The sequence below is a fragment of the Sphingobium sp. HWE2-09 genome (genome assembly GCF_035989265.1).
Classification (GTDB): domain Bacteria; phylum Pseudomonadota; class Alphaproteobacteria; order Sphingomonadales; family Sphingomonadaceae; genus Sphingobium.
In genome coordinates this window covers 2,282,836-2,299,927 of the sequence record NZ_JAYKZX010000003.1, presented here as the reverse complement: position 1 = coordinate 2,299,927, position 17,092 = coordinate 2,282,836, and the positions used below count along the sequence as shown (strand labels likewise).

The window sequence follows — 17,092 nt, the reverse complement described above, 5'->3', positions numbered from 1 at the left end:
CCATAACCATCCTCAAGAACGGCGGACAGTCGTTCACCAGAGATGCAAAAAGGAAGACAGACATGCTTCGCACATTTTTCACCACCGTCGCCGCCGGATCGCTGTTCGTCGGCGGCCTTGCCGCCACCCACCTCGCCTTTGCGCAGCCCGGCCCCGATGGCGGTCGCGGTCCGCGCGGCGGCATGATGGCGCAGGCCGACACCAACCAGGATGGCAAGATCAGCAAGGCGGAACTCACCGCCGCGCTCGAAGCGCGCTTCGCCAAGATGGACGTCGACCGCGACGGTCAACTCACCAGCAAGGATCGCGATCTCAAGCGCCAGCAGCGCCTGGACCAGCGCTTCGCTACGCTCGACGCCGACAAGAACGGCCAGATCAGCAAGGCGGAGTTCACCGCCGGTCATGAAGCCCGCGCCGACAAGCGCGCGCAGGCGGGCAAGCCCGATGGCCGCGGCTGGGGCAAGGGCCATCATCGCGATCCCGGTCGCGGCATGATGCGCGGCGGCTTTGGTGGCGCGAACAAGGATGGCGTCATGACCAAGGCGCAGTTCATGGCCGGTCCGATCGCGATGTTCGACAAGGCCGACACGAACAAGGACGGCTTCGTCACCGCCGACGAAATGAAGGCCGCGCGCCAGGCGATGCGGGCGCAATGGCAGGACCGCAAGGGGGCGCCGCCCGCGCCCCAAAACTGATCGGCTCACTGATCGGCCACTGATCCACCATCGGGCGGTGCAGGGCGCGGGGTTGCTCCCCTTGACCTCGCACCCGCGCCGCCCGCTATGGAAGGGCGAAGGCTTCCCCCTTTGCCTTCGCCCTTCCAACCTTTCTCCAGCCATGACAGACAGGCAGTATGAGCGACCGTCCCCACCTCCTGCTCGTCGATGACGAGCGTTCGATCCGCGAACCGCTGGCCCAATATCTGGGCCGCAACGGCTTTCGCGTCACCGCCGTCGACAGCGCGTCCGAAGCGCGGCTGCGCCTCGCCGCCAATGCGATCGACCTGGTGATCCTCGACATCATGATGCCCGGTGAGGACGGCCTGTCGCTCTGCCGCCATATTCGCGAGACGAGCGAGATACCGGTCATCCTGCTGACCGCCCGCACGGAGGAAACGGACCGCATCGTCGGCCTGGAAATGGGCGCGGACGATTATGTGCTCAAACCCTTTTCCCCGCGGGAACTGGTTGCGCGGATCAAGGTGATCTTCCGCCGCGTTGCCACCGGCGGCCAGCGCGTGACCGCGCCCGACGGGGCCAATTACAGCTTTGCCGGCTGGATGCTCAAGACGCAGGAACGCACGCTGGTCGATAGCGAAGGCGTGTCGCTGCCGCTGTCGACCGCCGAATATAATCTGATGCTCGCCTTCGCGACGCGGCCCAACAGCGTGCTCAGCCGCGACCAATTGCTCGATATCACCCAAGGCCGCGAAGCCAATGCCTTCGACCGGGCGATCGACAATCAGATCAGCCGCCTGCGCAAGAAGATCGAGCCGGACCCCAAAAACCCGACTCTGATCAAGACCGTCTGGGGCGGCGGCTACACCTTGTCGGCCGACGTGCGCAAATTATGATGCGCGTGATCAAGCGGTTGCGCCTGTGGCCGCAAAGCCTGGTCGGCCAGATCATCGCTCTGGTCGCGATCGCGCTGTTCGTCGCGCAATCGATCAACTTCGTGCTGCTGTTGCAGGAACGCAATCGCGTGCAACTGACCAGCCAGACCGCGCCGGCCGTCTTCCGCATCATCAATGCGCTGGACAATCGCCCGGATCGGCGTCCCGACCGCCCCAATCGGCCGGATCGCGGCGACCGGGATCGTGACGGCCCCCGCGCCGTCCGATTCAGCACGACGCGACCGGTGCTGGCTGGCAAACCGCGCCCGGATATCGAAAAGCGGGCCGAAACCATGTTGTCCGACATCGGCGTCTCTGTCCGCTCCATCGTGGCGATGGAGGATAGCCGCGTCATGCCGCTGCGCCGTTGGGAGCGGATTCGCATGCGCACCACGGGCGACAGCCCGCGCGGGCCGCGGGCCGGGCGGCTGATGCTGGCGGTCGAATATGATGCGGGCAAATGGGTCACGGCCGAAGCCCGCAGCGGCGATCCCCCGGCGCGCTTTGGCGGCTGGCTGATGGGTCAGACGCTGATCCTCTACGTCATCGTCCTCTTGCCGTTGCTGTGGATCGGCACGCGCCTTGCCCGCCCGTTGAAGCAATTGACGGGTTCCGCCCAGCAATTTGCCCGCACCGGCGCGGCGGACGCAGTGGATGAGCGCGGCCCGGGTGATGTGCGCGACCTCACCATGGCGTTCAACGCCATGCGCGCGCGGATCATCGCCATGCTGAATGAAAAGGACCGGATGCTGGGCGCGATCGGCCACGACCTGCGCACCCCGCTCGCCTCGCTGCGGGTACGCACCGAATCGGTCGAGGACGATGCCGAGCGCGCCCGCATGGCCGAAACGATCGATGAGATGAACCGGATGCTGGAGGATATCCTCTCGCTCGCCCGCGCCGGGCGCAGCACGCAGGACGCGCAAAAGGTCGATCTCGCTGCGCTGGCCGACGCGGTGGTGGAGGATTTCATCGAATTGGGATCGCCCGTCGACCTCGCCGATGCCGACCGCGCCGTCGCCTTCGTCCGCCCCCAGCAGATCCGCCGCGCCCTGCGCAACCTCATCGAAAACGCGATCGTCTATGGCGAGCGCGCCCATGTGTCGGTGTCCCGCGACAACGGCGCCATCCACATCGCCGTCGCTGACGATGGCCCCGGCATCGCCGACGATCGTATGGACGAAATGCTCGAACCCTTCACCCGCCTGGAAGGATCACGCAACCGCGAGACCGGCGGCGCAGGCCTCGGCCTCGCCCTCGTCCGCGCGATCATGGCGGAGCATCAGGGCGAATTGCGACTGGAAAACCGCGCCGAGGGCGGCCTGAAGGCCAGCCTGGTGCTACCAGCGTAAATCATAATCCTCCCCGCGCGCAGCGGGGGAGGGGGACCAGCCGCAGGATGGTGGAGGGGAGTGGCGCAGCGTGGCGCCTTTGCCCCTCCACCGCCTTCGGCATCTAACGCGCCAAGGGTATCAATGCTTGCCCGGCTTGTTCGACGTCCCCGGCGCGGTCGGGTTGATCAGCGCCGCGCCGCTGGGCAGGCCGGTGCCGCCCATGTCCAGCTTCTGCGCCTCTTCCTTCGCCACGCGCAGAGGATTGTCGCGTTCCTTGATCGCCGCCTTGGTTTCCGCGTCCTGATCGCTGTCGTCGTCGCTATTGCCGCCACGGGTCCAGCCCAGGATGATCGACATGCGCCGGTTGCGTGGATCATAGGCGTCGTTCTTGATGAACGGTTCGCGGTCGGCGACGCCTTCGATCCGGGCGAAGCGGGCATTGCCGATGCCGCTGTCGGCCAGCGCCCGGCGCGTCGATTCCGCGCGGCTGGACGATAGCATCCAATTGTTCATGCTCCGGCCCGACGCATAGGGCAGGCCGTCGGTATGGCCGCGCACGATCAGCGGATTGGGCATGGTCTGCAACGCGGTCGCGACTTCGGAGATCAACGCGCGGGCCTGCGGCACCAGCCGATCGGTCCCCATCGCGAACATCGCGAAATCGGCCTCGTCGATCAGGTCGATGCGCAACCCTTCGCGCGTTTCGGTGAAACGCACATTCTTGCGCAGCTTCGCCAGACCCTTCTGCCGCGCCATGCGCTGCTCCAGTTCCTTCTTGATCGATTCGAACTTCTGCCGGTCGGCGGCGCGCATCGCCTTGCCGCCCTGGTCCTTGGTGCCGGACGAATCGCGCGGGATGGTGATGGACGCATTGCCCTGGCCGCCGGTCGTCGGATAATTTTCCTTCGCCATCAGACTGTCGCCGCCGAACATGCCGTTCGCGCCCGCCGACGCCATCTTCATTTCGACCAAAGTGGGCGTGAAATAATCGGCCAGCGCCTTGCGCTGCTTTTCCGTGGTGGCGCCCAGCAGCCACATCAGCAGGAAAAACGCCATCATCGCCGTCACGAAGTCGGCATAGGCCACCTTCCAGGCGCCGCCATGATGGCCGCCATGCCCTTCCACGATGATCTTCTTGACGATGATCGGCCGGGGTTCCGGCTCGTTCGCGCCGCGCTTCTTCTCGGCCATGGCTTATTTGCCCCGCATGCCGTCGAACACCTCGGCAAAGCCGGGCTGGTTGGCATGGGTCAGGCCGGAGCGCGCGGCTTCGATCACCAGCGGCTGCGGGTGGCCGTGCAGCGATGCGATGATGATCTGCTTGACGACATGGTAAATGGCCCCATCCGCCTCGATCACGCTGCGGCACCGGTTGGCGAAGGGATTGACCATGCCATAGGCGAGCAGAATCCCCAGAAACGTGCCGACCAGCGCCGATCCGATCATCGCGCCCAAAATAGCGGGCGGCTGGTCGATCGACCCCATCGTCTTCACCACGCCCAGCACCGCCGCGACGATGCCCAGTGCGGGCAGGGCGTCGGCCAGGCCTTGCAGGTTATCAGCTGGCTTGATCGCTTCATGGTGATGCGTCTTGAGCGCATTATCCATCACATCCTCGACCGCATGCGGATCGAGCGTGCCGGACGAGATCACGACCAGACGCAGCGTATCGCTGATCAGGTGGACCAGCGCCTTGTCCTTCATCAGCTTGGGATATTCGGTGAAGATGGTGGAGGTGGACGGGTCTTCGATATGCGGTTCCAGCGCGACCGGCCCTTCGACGCGCAGCGTCTTCATCAGCTTGGACACCAGGAAGATGCAGTCCAGAAAATCCTGCTTCTTATATTTGGCGCCCTTGAACACCTTGCCCAGGCCGCCGCCCAGCGCCTTTAAGTCCGTGCCGCTATTGCCGATGACGAGCGCACCGACGGCCGCGCCGCCGATGATCAGCATTTCGTGCGGCAAAGCATGCAACACCGGGCCAAGGTCGCCACCGGTGAAGGCGAAGCCGCCGAACACCATGACGAGCAGAATGACAAGGCCAATGGCTGCGAACATGAAAATCCCCGATAGAAAAGCGCCCGGTGGCGGTAGCCCTGCTGCTTCGTATGCGATGCAGCTTTTACGGTTAATACGGCCTGGTTAGCATCCGGTTTAGGATGGCTCTTCCTTTTGCGCCGCTTTTTTAGCGAGCCGTCACTTGATCAGGTCGAACAGCGTCTGCTGGTTGATTCGCGCAAAAGCCGACTGCGCCGCTTCCAACTGCAACAGCTGCGCCTTCACATTGGCGATCACTTCATTATAGTCGGTCGCTTCCAGCGAGGTGCGCCGATCGGTCAGGTCCAGATCGACATCGGTCAGCCGCGTTCCCACCACGTCCAGACGATCGCTGCGCACACCCTGCCGGGCCTGTTCGACGGTGATATGGCTCTGCGCGGCCTGGACCCCGCCCAGCGAAGCTCCGATGGCGGCATCGTCGCCGGACTGGATCGCGGCGATGCTCTGCGCCAATATGTCATCGATCGACATCGCCGTGCCATTGACGTTGATGCCTTCCGACACCTCCTGCTTCGTCCCCACGACCGCCAGATTGAGGCCACGGCTGACCGGCACCAATATGCTCTGCCCGTCATCGAAGACGGACACGCCCTGATAATCCTTCTGGTTCAGCAATTCGTTGATCGTCGTGCGGATGGTCGACATTTGCTCGGTGATCGCGGCGCGATTGGTATCGCTCATCGACCCGTTGCGGGCCGACGTCACCAATTCCTGCGCGCGTGTCAGCAGAGTGTCGATTTCGGACAGATTGGCCTCGGCATTGCCCGATCGCGTCGTGCCATAGCTGACATTCGCCTGCCACGCGGCCTGCTGCGCCTGCGCGCGACCGATGTCGGACACCTGGACCCAGGCGAGCGAATTGTCGGACGCCTTGGTCAGTTTGATCCCGGTCGAAATCGATGTCTGCCCGTCGACGATATCCTGCGACAATTTCTGCTGACGACGGATTTCGGCGAGCATGATCTTGTTGGTGATACCTACCATGGCTCAGTCCTCTTCGTCAGATGATGTTCATGATGGCATCGATCGTCTCTTTGGCGACCTGGATGATCTTGGCCGATGCCGAATAGGCCTGCTGAATGCGCAGCAGATCCGCCGCTTCCATGTCCAGGTCGACACCGCTCACGGCTTCGCGCGCCGCGACCGCCTGGTCGTTGCGGCTGCTGGCGGTGTCATATTCCGCCTGGGTCGATGCGACCCGCGTGGCTTGGGACGCGACCAGCGCCGTCCAATTCTGCTCCACGCTGCCATTGCCGCGCAGCACGGAATTGACGTTGAGCAGATTGCCGTTGGCGATCGTGCCGTCGGATGATTTGAGCGCGAGCTGGGCCGGATCGGTCACCAGCGCGGACATGGTCGCCGCCGTCGTACCGGCCAACAGGGCGCCGCCCTGCGCGCCCGCGTCCGTCTGGCCCTGCGCGTGCCAGGCGTTGACGTCGGTCACGAACTGCGCAGCCAGCGTGTCCAGGCTGCTGCGCTGATCGGCCACGGTGCCCGCCGCGGAAAACAGCCCGCCCAGCGTGCCGTTGGCAGGCGCGGCCAGCGCCGTGCCGTCCGCCAGGCTCAGCGACAAGGTGCCGTCGTCATTGGCCGCCATCGACAGGTTCGTCGCGCTGTTGCCGCTGACCAAGGTCTGCCCGCCAAAGCTGATCTGCGCGCTGTCATGCGCGCCGAAGCTGACGGTGACGTTCAGATTTTCCGACAGGGTCTGCAATGCGGAATCGCGGCTGTCCAGCAACTGGGCATAGGATGACGTGCCGGGCTGCGCGCGCAGCAGGCTGTTGTTGATGTCCGCCAAGTCGTTGAGCGACCGGTTGATCGTGCTCACCGACGACTGCGCTTCGGTCGCGATACCGCTCGATACGGTCTTAAGGTCGGCCGATGTCTGGTTGAACGACTGGGCCACCCGGCTGATGCTGTCGAGCGTGGTGACGCGCAGCGACGTGTCGGTGGGGCTGGCCGCCAGCTTTTCCATATTCTGGAACATGCCGGTCATCAATTGGCCCACGCCAGTGCCGGTATCGTTGAGCGCGGTTTCCGAATCCTTGAGCCAGCGCAGGCGCGCGGTGGCACTGCCCAGCGCCATGCCCGTGTTGCGGACCGTCGCGTCGAGATAGGGATCGGACGCACGATTGACGCCCGCCACCTGCGTCCCGCCGAAATTCGCGCGGGAAATATAGGTCGCCATCGTCGCGGTGGACGATCCGGATTCGATCGTCGTCACCGACCGGCGCGCATAGCCTGCGGTGCTGGCATTGGCGATATTTTCGCCGACCGCCGCCATCGCCGAACGATAGGCCTTGGTGCCCGACGCGCCGATGATGAACAGATCGCTCACTGGGTCGGCGCCTTGGCCGTGGCATCAGCGGCAGGCGGCGTATCGCTCACCCGGTCGCCAAATTGCTTCAGCAGCAGTTCGGCGATGCCCATCGCGCCCTTGCTCGCCATCGCGTCGGCGGTGCGGGAATCGGCCATGTCGCGAAACTGCTGGGTGGCCGCCGAATTGTCAATGCCCTCCGCCAGACTGGCAGAGCGCATCGCGCCGATCATCTGGCGCAGGAATACCGCCTCGAACTGCTGCGCCACCTTTTGCAGCGACGCCTTGTTCGACTGTCCGGCGCTGGCCGTGGTGGGGGATTGTGTCGTCGTTACCTGCATCACAGCACCACCAGTTCGGCTTTCATCGCGCCCGCCTGTTTCAAGGCTTCGAGGATCGCGACCATGTCAGCCGGGGATGCCCCGATCGCATTGACCGCCTTGACTATATCGGCCAGCGAGGCTCCACCTTTAAAATTAATCATCGGTTTCTTCTGCTCGTCGATGCTGATGCTGGTCGATTGCTCGGTCGAGGTCTGGCCCTGGCTGAAGGGTGCAGGCTGCACGACGCGCGGGCTTTCGTTGACACTCACGGTCAATTTGCCATGCGCGACGGCGGCCGGATGGATCTTCACCGCGCCGTTGATCACGACCGTGCCGGTGCGGGCGTTGACGATCACCTTGGCCGGCGCGTCGGCGGGCGAAATCTCGATATTCTCGATCATTCCCATCATCATGATGCGGTCCTGCGCGCCGGGCAGGGCGTCGATCGCGATCGATACGGCGTCCATCGCGTGGGCGCGGCGATCGCCAAAGGCGCTGTTGATGCCGTCTGCGACACGCAAAGCCGTGGTCAGGTCCGCTTCGGCGAGGTTGAATGTCAGCGTCGGCGCGGTGTCGAACCCGGTCGCGACCGCGCGTTCCACCGTCGCGCCGCCCGGAATGCGTCCGGCCGACGGAATGTTGACCGACACCTGGCTGCCGTCCGCGCCGGATACGCCCAGGCCGCCGACGGCCAGATTGCCCTGCGCCATGCCGTAAATCTCGTTATCCGCACCGCGCAGCGGCGTCAGGATCAGCGTGCCGCCGCGCAGCGACTTGGCCTTGCCCAGCGCCGACACGGTCACGTCCAGTCGCTGGCCGGGCTTGGCGAAGGCGGGCAGGTCGGCGGTGACCAGCACCGCCGCCGCATTTTTGAGCGCCGGATTGACGCCCTGCGGCAGGGTCAGGCCAAAGCGCGACACCACGCCCTTCATGCCCTGCGTCGCATATTCGATGCTGTCGTCGCCCGTACCCGCCAGGCCCACGACGATACCATATCCGGTCAGCTGGTTGGGACGAACCCCCTGGAACGTGCCCAGATCCTTGACCCGTTCGGCGTGCGCCGGAACGGCCAGCACCGCGAACAGCGGCAGGAGCAGGCGAAACAGACGGCGCATGGATTTTCCGCTTTCCATCAGAAAGGACTGACCGCGGAGAAGAAGCGCTGCAACCAGCCCTGTCGGCTGGCATTGGCGATTTCGCCCTTCCCCTTGTAGATGATCTTGGCGTCGGCGACGCGGGTCGATGCGATGCGATTGTCGGGCGCGATATCGGCTTGGCGGACGAGGCCGCTGATCTGGATATATTCGTCGCCGCGATTGAGCGTCAGCGCCTTTTCCCCCTTCACCAGCATCGTGCCGTTGGGGTAGGCCGCCGCGATCGTGACGGTGATCTCGCCGCTCAGCGCGTTGGACTGGCTGGCATTGCCCTTGCCGGTGAAGCTGTTCTGGCCGCCGGCCGATACGTCGCTGGCAGAAAACAGCTTGGACAGGATGCCGGTGCTCGGCGGCGTGATGCCGACCGATCCGTTGCGCGCCGTGTCCGCGCTCGTGGTCTTGCTCGCCTGCGTCCGTTCGACCAGCACGATGGTGATGATGTCGCCCACGCTGGTGGCGCGCGCGCCGCTGGTCAGCGGCGTATAGCCGACGGAGGTCTGGAAGATCGATCCGTTCGCCTGCGGGGCGACCGGCTGTGCGATCACGGTCGGCGCATAGAAATCGCGCTCGATGTCGCGCTTCTTCTGCTTGGCGGCGTCGAGCGGCGAAGCGGCCAGCGCGATCAGCGCGACGGCGGTCATGGTGGCAAGGGTGGGGCGCATCATCTAAACTCAGATATTCTGGTTGACGTACTGGAGCATCTCGTCGGTCGCCTTGATCATCTTGCTGTTGACCTCATAGGCGCGCTGCGTCTCGATCATGTCGACCAGCTCTTCCACGATGTTGACGTTCGACGTTTCCAGATAGCCAGACCGGATGACCCCGCGGCCTTCCAGCCCCGCGACGCCGACCTGCGGCGTGCCGCTGGCGGCGCTTTCGGTCAGCAGGTTGCCGCCGGCCGAAATCAGGCCCGCCGGGTTCATGAAGCTCGCCAGTTCGATCTGTCCCAACTGGCTGGGTTCGCTTTCGCCCTGCAATGTCGCCGATACGGTGCCGTCATTGCCGATCGTGACCGACGTCGCGCCCTGCGGCACGGTGATCTGCGGGATCAGCGGCAGGCCGTCGCTGGTGACGATCGTCCCTTCGGCGGTGACACTGAAATTGCCCGCGCGGGTATAGGCGGTCGAACCGTCCGCCTGCTGCACCTGGAAATAGCCCGATCCCTCGACCGCCATGTCCAGCACGTTGTTGGTCTGGTTCAGCGTGCCCTGGGTATTGATCTTGCTCGTACCCTGCAGCGCGACGCCCGAGCCGAGATTGAGGCCGGTGGCGAACTTGTTCTCGCTATCCGAATTGGACCCCGCAGCGACGATCTGCTGATAGGCCAGCGTCTCGAAATCGGCGCGGTCCTTCTTGAAACCGGTCGTGTTGACGTTCGCCAGGTTGTTGGCGATGACGCGCATCTTCGTGTTCTGCGCGTCAAGGCCAGTGCGGGCGACATGAAGGGCGGCGTTGCTCATCGTTCATTTCTCCGTGGCGCATCCCCGAAGGGTGCTTATGCGTCAGTCACAGCAAGATGCGTGCCAAAATTAACCATCGAGCCGCATCAGCGACGCGCCGCCGTCATCCATCTGCTTGGCGGTATCGATCATCTTGACCTGGGTTTCCCAGGCGCGGCTGGCTTCGATCATCTGGACCAGCGCCTGCGTTGCATTGACGTTCGATCCTTCGACCGAACCCGACGTGACGGTCGCCAGCGGATCGGACGGCAGCGCGCCGCCATTGACTTCGCGGAACAGATCGTCGGTGCCCTTCGCGATGCTGGAACCGGCCGCATTGACCAGCTTCAGCTTGTCCACCTGCTGCGGATTGGCCGGGTCGCCGCCCTGCGGCACGCCCCAGATGCTGCCATCCTTGGCGATCGACACGCTGTCCATCTGCGGCAGGACGATCGGCCCGCCTTCGCCCAGCACGGCCAGGCCGTCGCCGGTGGTCAGCAGGCCGCTGTCGGTGACTTTGAGGTCGCCGCGGCGCGTATAGGCTTCGCTACCGTCGGCGCCCTGCACGGCGAGCAAGGCGTCGCCGTTCATCGCTACGTCCAGCGGATTGCCGGTTTCGGTGACCGCGCCCTGCGCCATGTCGGCCGCGATCACCTGTTCCGACGCCTGGGCGCGGGTGTCGAAGGTGCTGCCCTTGATCCAGCGCGTTTCGGCATTGGCGATTTCGGCGCGAAAGCCGACAGTGTTGACGTTCGCGAGGTTGTTCGCGACCGCCGTCTGCCGCGCCATCGCGCCGCGCATCGCGGTCAGTGCCGTGTTGACGAGCCGATCCATGGGCTAAACCTTCTGTCCGTGCCTGATCTTAGGTGCGCAGGTTGACGATGGTCGTGGTCAGCGTGTTCGCCGCCTCGATCGCCTTGCTGTTCGCCTGGAAATTGCGCTGCGCCGCGATCAGGTTCACCAGTTCGTCGGTGATATCGACGTTGGAGCGTTCCAGCATGCCGCTGTTGACCGCACCGAACATGCCCTGATTGGCGGTGCCCAGGATCGGCGATCCGCTGGCGACGGTCGATGTCCAATGCGCGTCGCCTTCCTGGCGCAGGCCTTCCTGGCTGTTGAAGGCGGCCATCGCGACTTGGCCCAGATAGACGGTGCTGCCATCGGCATAGACCGCCGAAACAAGACCCTTCTTGTCGACGCCGACGCTGGTCAGCTGGGCGTTGTTGGCCGACGCGTTGTTGGTCGGGATCTGCAGGTCGACCAGGTTTGCCGGGGTGGCGGTGTTCGGATCGACCGTCGTTGCGCCGGTCGTCGCGTCCACGGCGAACACCTGGATGCGCGCGCCGGTCGTGTCGACGGCAAAGCGATTGTCATCGACCGCAAAGGCGCCGTTGCGGGTGTAGCTGACATTGCCGTCTTCGCCCTTGACCGTGAAATAGCCTTCGCCGGTGATCGCCAGGTCCAGCGTCTTGTCGGTGGTTTCCAGTGTGCCCTGCGTAAACTGCTGGGCGACGCCCTGCACGCGCACGCCCTGGCCTGCGACCTGGCTGGTGGTCTGCATCGGCGCAGCGGCGAAGATGTCGCCGAACTGCGCCTTGCTCTTCTTGAACGCGGTGCTGCTGACGTTGGCGACGTTGTTGGAAATGGTCGAAAGGTCGGTCTGCGATGCTTTCAGACCCGACAGGGAGATATAGAAGGACATGGCGTTACTCCTTGGGTGAAAAGGATGGGAAGATTGAAGAAAAAGGCGGAATTACATCAGGCTGATCGCGTCGGACGGGCTGTAGCTGCCCAGCGCGGTGATGAGTTTGGAGGAAGAACCGTCCGCGGGTGACTGGACGGCGGCGATGGTGGCCCAGGTCGCGACCTTGGTCGGCGTCGCGCCATTGACCTTGACCTGCAGGGCGGATGTCGCAACGGTTTCGCCCGTGTCGTTCTTGCCGTCCCAATAGAAGGTGACGTCGCCTGCGGCTTGCGATCCCATGTCGATGGTCTTGACCACATTGCCGCTGCTATCGACCAGATCGATGGTCGCGCCGTCGGTGGCGGCGGGCAGGGTGACCTGACCGGCATAGGTGCCCGACGCATCGGGCGCGGCGATATTGCTCTTGACCAGCATCGACTTGCCGATCCAGCTGGCCGCATCGCCCAACCTTGTGCCGGTCAGCTCGCTCGCCAGACCTTTGAGCGTCTGGTTCATTTCCGCGATACCGGTCGAATTGGTGATGGTCGCCATCTGCGACACCATCTGGGCGTTATCGACCGGCTCGAACGGATCTTGATACTGCATCTGCGCGGTCAGCAGCGTCAGGAAACTGGACTGGCCCATTTCCGAACTGCCGGTGCCGACGACCGCCTTGGGATTATAGACCGACAGGCCAGCGCTGTCGGTGACGCTACTCGTCGTCATTTGCCGATCCTTATGGTTTCGAGCATCAGGGATTTGGCGGTGTTGAGCACCTGCACATTATTCTGGTACATGCGGGCGGTCTCGATCATGTCGACCAGCTCGGCATTGCCGTCCACGGCCGCTTCCCACACATCCCCGTTCGCATCGGCCAGCGGGTGATTGGGGTCATGCCGCTTGGTCGGCTCGGCGCTGGTGGTGACGACATTCTTGACCTTCACCGTCGACACGCCGGGCGTATCGGTCACGCTCTCGAACACCGGCTTGATCGCGCGATAGGCTTCCGCAGCACTACCGGTGACGTTGCCAGCGTTCGCCATGTTGGACGCGGTGGCGTTCAGGCGCACCAGCTGCGCGCTCATGGCGCGGCCGGCGATGTCGAAGACGTTCATGGGGGACGAATTGCTCATGCTCATTCACCCTTCAGCGCACGGTTGATGGTGTTGATGCGACCCTCAAGGAAGGAGAGGGTGGTGCGATATTTGACCGCATTTTCCGCGAACAGCGTCTGTTCGGTGCTCAGTTCGACGGTGTTGCCGTCCAGGCTGGGCTGCAACGGCACGCGATAGCCCATCGCATCGTCGGCCGCCTGCGACACGTCGGTCGCGCTGCTCCCGGCCCGGGTCGTCGCTTCCTTCAGCGCCGCCTCGAAATCGATGTCGCGCGCCTTGTAGCCCGGCGTGGACGCGTTGGCGATGTTGGACGCAAGCAGGGACAGGCGTTGCGACCGCAGCGCCAGCGCCTTCCCATGTATCCCGAAGAGTGTGTCTTCCACCGCCATTGTCAAAATTCGCTCTAAAAGTTTTGCGTCCCCCGCCGTTCTGACCCCTGATGGCGTCTCCTGCGGGTGATCCAGCCTGAGATCAGCAAGAGCCGTGCCAATTTGCGTGGGTGACGCATCGGCAGCACGGCCAATCGCGGAAAACCGGGCTTTTGATGGGGCAGACGGCAAGGGCGGCAAATTTTTGCCGGTCGGCGGCAGGGCGTTGCCGTTGTCGGACGAATTGATGGGGATAGACGTTCATGATCGCGATTATCGGCCATTTGTTCGATCCGCTGACGCTGGCCGCGATGCTGGCCGGGATCGCCCTGGTGGCGCTGTTTCAGAACGGCGTCCTATCGCTGGGCCGCGCCTTTGCGGCGCTGCATCCCCTGATGACCGCCGACCCGGCGCGCGACCGCGATGCCGCCCGCGCCGCGATGCTCAAGATCGACCAGGTCGCGCAATTGCGTGGCCTCTCCTGTACCGACCGTGTGAAGACCGCCAACCCCTTCCTGACCGAAGCCGCGCGCAAGCTCGCCAACAGCGACCGTGCCGACATGTTCGAATTATGGGCTGCTCAGGCGCTTGCCGACCGCGCACAGCGCCATGGCGCTGTGCACAAGGTCTGGCTCTCCATCGCCGACGCCGCGCCTGCCTTGGGCATGGCCGGCACGATTATCGGCCTGGTCGGCATGTTCGCCGCGATGGACGATCCTGCCGCGCTTGGCCCGTCGATGGCGCTAGCGCTGCTCACCACCTTCTATGGCGTCGTCATCGCCAACATCATCGCCGCGCCGATTGCCGCGCGCCTGGCCGACCTGTCGGAGCGCGAACTGGCCTGGCAGCGTGAAGTGGCGGACCGGATGTTGGCAATCGCCCGCCGCGAAAATGCGCCGCTGCGGCGCGCCGCTATCCGCGAAGTCGCATGACCGCGCTGCCCTCCACGGCATCGGCCACGGCCGCCCGGCGCAATCGCTGGGCGGTCAGCTTCGCCGATCTGCTCCTTTTGCTCCTCGCCTTCTTCGTGCTGCTGCAAGCCAGCGGATCGCGCCGCGACGCCATGCTCTCGCAGGTCAGCCAGCAATTTGGCGGACGCGCCATGCGGCAGGGCGTGACATTGCGCGCCGCCGACCTGTTCGTGCCCGGCGACGCGCTGTTCAGCGAAGCCGGTCGCGCGCAACTGTCCGCCGTCGCGCGCCGCTTCGCGCGGGAGTCGGGCCGACTGGAAATCCGCAGCGACGGGTCCGACCGGGGCCGCCAGCGCTTCGACGACTGGGATCTGGCCGCCGCGCGGCTGGGCGCGGTCGCCCGGGCGCTGCGCATGGACGGCATCGCGCAGGATCGCCTGCTGATCCGCGGCCTCGACCAGGGCGATGGCAAGACCGGGCAGGGCCAGCGCATTACCATTGCGCCGGGCCGTTAACGATATTTGGCACGGATATTGCTGAAATCCTGACAAAGACCGTCCGTCAGGAGACATGCCGTGTTGCGATTTTCGTCCCTCTTCCTCGCCGCCGCCGCGTTGACCAGCGTGTCGCCCGCGCTGGCCCAGGCGCAAGGGAACCAGAAATTCGAAAATCTCGACCGGATCGACAGCCTGGTCGCGATGACGGTCGGCGCCAATCTGGGCGAACCGGGCGGCCCGGCCTCGCCGGTCGATCGCCGCCTGCGCCTTGCCGCCTGCCCGACGACCCCCAGCGTCGAAGGGCCGGTATTCGGCGCGGCGATGGTGCAATGCGCCGCGCTCGGCTGGCGCATCCGCGTGCCGCTGGTCGCGGGCGCTTCGGCCGCTGCCTCCGGCCCCGTACCCCGCGCGGCACCGGCTTATGGCGCCGCCACCAATCGCTTAACCCGCCCGAGCCAGGTCGCCGCGAAGGAAACCGTGGTGCGCAAGGGCGATCCGGTCCAACTGATGGCGGGCAATATGGCGTTCAGCGTATCGCGCATGATGGTCGCGGACGAAGACGGCGCCATGGGCGAGACGATCCGCGTGCGCGAAGACAAGAAAAGCGCGCCGATTTTCGCCCAAGTCGTAGAAATGGGTGTCGTGCGCATTCCCGGATTTAATAATTTTTGAACTTGTCCGTTATACGCCATAGGGACGAGTGAAGGATTTACCCAATGATCAAGTCTGTGGGCCAGAATATCAGCGCCGCTATCGAGGCTTCCCGCCTGCGGGAAGGGGCCAAGACGCGCGCATCGGCATCCACCGAATCGACCACCGCGTCCGCCAGCGCCGCGTCGGCAAGTCCTGCCGCACGCATGGCGGCGGAAGGCGCGCCGGTCGACATGGATCGGATCGCCGCCATCAAGTCCGCCATAGCGTCCGGCAATTACCCGGTCGATGCGGATGCCATCGCCGAACGCATGGTCGCCCTCGACCTGTCGGCCGCCTGATAAAGGACATTCGTCATGCCGCTGGGTCTTGCTGCGCTGGATGATCTCTTCGACGCGTTCGAGGATCTTCGCGACGTGCTCGACGGCACGGATGCCACGGCGATCGAACTCGCCAGTAATCGCGTCAGCCACGCCGCCGCCGCCGTCCGGGCGATCGGCGCCTGGCGCTCCGACCCCGCGGTGGTCGAACGGCTCGCCGTCCTGGTGCCACTGCTCGAAAGCGCGCGCATTCGCGTCAAGCTGCTGGCCGATCATGCGCAACAGCGCCTCTCCATCCTCGCCTCCCATGGATCACGCACCGCGCCGCTGACCTACGGCCGCTGACAAAATTTTTTTTGCAGGTTCGACTAAAGCGGCGCCCTTCGGCGCCGTTTTTCGTTTCAGGCGCAATTTCCTTCGCCCGCGTTAACCAAATCTTGGCACAAGCCTTGCTCTAATGTCCTCGCTAGCAAATGAGGATTTTAGTCGTGTCGGCTTTCGCAGACATATCAGCAACCGGGAGTTCGACAGGCAATCGCGTCACCAACGCGATCGCCATGGCGAGCCGTCGGACTGGTGTCGACTTCTCCTATCTGCTGGGTCAGGCTAAGATCGAATCCAGCCTGAACCCCACCGCCCGCGCCGCGACGTCCTCGGCCACCGGCCTCTATCAGTTCATCGATCAGAGCTGGCTCGCCGTCGTCGACAAGCATGGCAGCGAATATGGGCTGGGCTGGGCATCCGACGCGATCCAGCAGAGCGGCGGCCGCTATTATGTGGCCGACCCCGAATTGCGCCAGCAGATCCTCGACCTGCGCAAGCATCCCGAAACCGCATCGGTCATGGCGGCCGAACATGCCGCCGACAACAAGGCCTATCTGGAATCGAAGCTGGGTCGCGAGGCCGAGCCGGTCGATCTCTACCTCGCCCATTTCCTGGGCGTCGGCGGCGCGTCGAAATTCCTGTCGGTCCATGATCGCGCACCCGACGCCACGGCGGCGTCCATGTTCCCGTCGGCCGCGCGCGCCAACCGCTCGATCTTCTACGACAAGCAGGGCAACGCCCGCAGCTTCGCCGACATCCGCGACCGCTTCGCCTCCAAGCTGCAGAAAAGCTCGGACGGCCTGGGCGGCGACATCCAATATGCGTCCGCATCGCTGCCCTCGGGCGCGAAGACGGTCCAGCCCGCCGATTATGTGCGGATCGAAACCCAGCGCCTCGCCGAGCAGCCTGACATCATGGTCAAGCCGCAACCGCAGACCGCTCGCCTCGCCTATCTCATGCTCGCCACCCTCGGAAGGTAACCGGC

The 17,092-nt window shown here is 64.6% G+C and carries 22 protein-coding genes; 9 read left to right on the top strand and 13 right to left on the bottom strand.

Features of this window, described 5'->3' with window-relative positions; genetic code table 11:
* Nucleotides 1–62 precede the first annotated feature (62 nt).
* The 3 genes from U5A89_RS16620 (at nt 63) to U5A89_RS16610 (ending at nt 2,964) form a co-directional block, all read left to right on the top strand.
* Nucleotides 63–695, top strand: a complete 633-nt coding sequence (locus U5A89_RS16620) for an EF-hand domain-containing protein (RefSeq protein ID WP_338162158.1) — start codon at nt 63–65, stop codon at nt 693–695.
* 158 nt (nt 696–853) lie between these two features.
* A complete protein-coding gene (locus tag U5A89_RS16615) occupies nt 854–1,573 on the top strand; it encodes a response regulator transcription factor (RefSeq protein WP_338162157.1) in 720 nt (239 codons plus the stop codon).
* Between the two features lie 8 nt (nt 1,574–1,581).
* Nucleotides 1,582–2,964, top strand: coding sequence for a sensor histidine kinase (locus U5A89_RS16610; protein ID WP_338163088.1), 1,383 nt, complete (start codon nt 1,582–1,584; stop codon nt 2,962–2,964).
* Nucleotides 2,965–3,084: 120 nt separating this feature from the next.
* Here U5A89_RS16610 and U5A89_RS16605 read toward each other — a convergent pair whose 3' ends face one another.
* The 13 genes from U5A89_RS16605 to flgB all read right to left on the bottom strand — a co-directional run bounded on the left by U5A89_RS16605 (nt 3,085) and on the right by flgB (nt 13,425).
* A complete protein-coding gene (locus U5A89_RS16605) occupies nt 3,085–4,137 on the bottom strand; it encodes a flagellar motor protein MotB (protein WP_338162156.1) in 1,053 nt (350 codons plus the stop codon).
* 3 nt (nt 4,138–4,140) lie between these two features.
* A complete protein-coding gene (gene motA, locus U5A89_RS16600; protein ID WP_338162155.1) occupies nt 4,141–5,004 on the bottom strand; it encodes a flagellar motor stator protein MotA in 864 nt (287 codons plus the stop codon).
* A gap of 138 nt (nt 5,005–5,142) precedes the next feature.
* A complete protein-coding gene (locus U5A89_RS16595; RefSeq protein WP_338162154.1) occupies nt 5,143–5,988 on the bottom strand; it encodes a flagellin in 846 nt (281 codons plus the stop codon).
* 16 nt (nt 5,989–6,004) lie between these two features.
* Nucleotides 6,005–7,342 carry a flagellar hook-associated protein FlgK gene (gene flgK / locus U5A89_RS16590; protein ID WP_338162153.1) on the bottom strand — a complete coding sequence of 446 codons (1,338 nt, stop codon included), beginning with the start codon at nt 7,340–7,342 and terminating at the stop codon, nt 6,005–6,007.
* Nucleotides 7,339–7,662: a rod-binding protein gene (locus U5A89_RS16585; protein ID WP_338162152.1), complete on the bottom strand. Its 324-nt coding sequence runs from the start codon at nt 7,660–7,662 to the stop codon at nt 7,339–7,341. Before U5A89_RS16585 ends, flgK begins: the two co-directional genes overlap by 4 nt.
* Nucleotides 7,662–8,759 carry a flagellar basal body P-ring protein FlgI gene (locus U5A89_RS16580; RefSeq protein ID WP_445190664.1) on the bottom strand — a complete coding sequence of 366 codons (1,098 nt, stop codon included), beginning with the start codon at nt 8,757–8,759 and terminating at the stop codon, nt 7,662–7,664. The genes U5A89_RS16585 and U5A89_RS16580 overlap by 1 nt, the downstream gene beginning before the upstream one ends.
* A 17-nt stretch (nt 8,760–8,776) precedes the next feature.
* Nucleotides 8,777–9,460 carry a flagellar basal body L-ring protein FlgH gene (locus U5A89_RS16575; protein ID WP_338163087.1) on the bottom strand — a complete coding sequence of 228 codons (684 nt, stop codon included), beginning with the start codon at nt 9,458–9,460 and terminating at the stop codon, nt 8,777–8,779.
* Nucleotides 9,461–9,469: 9 nt separating this feature from the next.
* Nucleotides 9,470–10,258, bottom strand: coding sequence for a flagellar basal-body rod protein FlgG (flgG, locus tag U5A89_RS16570; RefSeq protein WP_338162150.1), 789 nt, complete (start codon nt 10,256–10,258; stop codon nt 9,470–9,472).
* Between the two features lie 69 nt (nt 10,259–10,327).
* Nucleotides 10,328–11,071 (bottom strand): flagellar basal body rod protein FlgF, encoded by a 744-nt coding sequence (locus tag U5A89_RS16565; RefSeq protein ID WP_338162149.1) that lies wholly within the window; start codon nt 11,069–11,071, stop codon nt 10,328–10,330.
* Nucleotides 11,072–11,099: 28 nt separating this feature from the next.
* Nucleotides 11,100–11,939, bottom strand: coding sequence for a flagellar hook-basal body complex protein (locus tag U5A89_RS16560; protein ID WP_338162148.1), 840 nt, complete (start codon nt 11,937–11,939; stop codon nt 11,100–11,102).
* 51 nt (nt 11,940–11,990) lie between these two features.
* A complete protein-coding gene (locus tag U5A89_RS16555; protein WP_338162147.1) occupies nt 11,991–12,647 on the bottom strand; it encodes a flagellar hook assembly protein FlgD in 657 nt (218 codons plus the stop codon).
* Nucleotides 12,644–13,054 carry a flagellar basal body rod protein FlgC gene (gene flgC, locus U5A89_RS16550; RefSeq protein WP_088184418.1) on the bottom strand — a complete coding sequence of 137 codons (411 nt, stop codon included), beginning with the start codon at nt 13,052–13,054 and terminating at the stop codon, nt 12,644–12,646. Before flgC ends, U5A89_RS16555 begins: the two co-directional genes overlap by 4 nt.
* 2 nt (nt 13,055–13,056) lie before the next feature.
* Nucleotides 13,057–13,425, bottom strand: coding sequence for a flagellar basal body rod protein FlgB (gene flgB, locus U5A89_RS16545; RefSeq protein ID WP_338162146.1), 369 nt, complete (start codon nt 13,423–13,425; stop codon nt 13,057–13,059).
* Nucleotides 13,426–13,667: 242 nt separating this feature from the next.
* On the opposite strand from flgB, the gene U5A89_RS16540 reads away from it, so the two are divergent.
* From U5A89_RS16540 to U5A89_RS16515, 6 genes are all read left to right on the top strand, one after another.
* Entirely contained in the window at nt 13,668–14,336 is a 669-nt protein-coding gene (locus U5A89_RS16540; protein WP_338162145.1) for a MotA/TolQ/ExbB proton channel family protein, read from the top strand.
* Nucleotides 14,333–14,830: a flagellar motor protein MotB gene (locus tag U5A89_RS16535; protein ID WP_338162144.1), complete on the top strand. Its 498-nt coding sequence runs from the start codon at nt 14,333–14,335 to the stop codon at nt 14,828–14,830. The genes U5A89_RS16540 and U5A89_RS16535 overlap by 4 nt, the downstream gene beginning before the upstream one ends.
* A gap of 60 nt (nt 14,831–14,890) precedes the next feature.
* Nucleotides 14,891–15,484 (top strand): flagella basal body P-ring formation protein FlgA, encoded by a 594-nt coding sequence (locus U5A89_RS16530; RefSeq protein ID WP_338162143.1) that lies wholly within the window; start codon nt 14,891–14,893, stop codon nt 15,482–15,484.
* A gap of 44 nt (nt 15,485–15,528) precedes the next feature.
* Nucleotides 15,529–15,804 carry a flagellar biosynthesis anti-sigma factor FlgM gene (gene flgM, locus U5A89_RS16525; protein ID WP_338162142.1) on the top strand — a complete coding sequence of 92 codons (276 nt, stop codon included), beginning with the start codon at nt 15,529–15,531 and terminating at the stop codon, nt 15,802–15,804.
* Between the two features lie 15 nt (nt 15,805–15,819).
* A complete protein-coding gene (locus tag U5A89_RS16520; protein ID WP_338162141.1) occupies nt 15,820–16,128 on the top strand; it encodes a hypothetical protein in 309 nt (102 codons plus the stop codon).
* A gap of 143 nt (nt 16,129–16,271) precedes the next feature.
* Nucleotides 16,272–17,087 carry a lytic transglycosylase domain-containing protein gene (locus U5A89_RS16515; protein WP_338162140.1) on the top strand — a complete coding sequence of 272 codons (816 nt, stop codon included), beginning with the start codon at nt 16,272–16,274 and terminating at the stop codon, nt 17,085–17,087.
* The last annotated feature ends 5 nt before the right edge of the window (nt 17,088–17,092 follow it).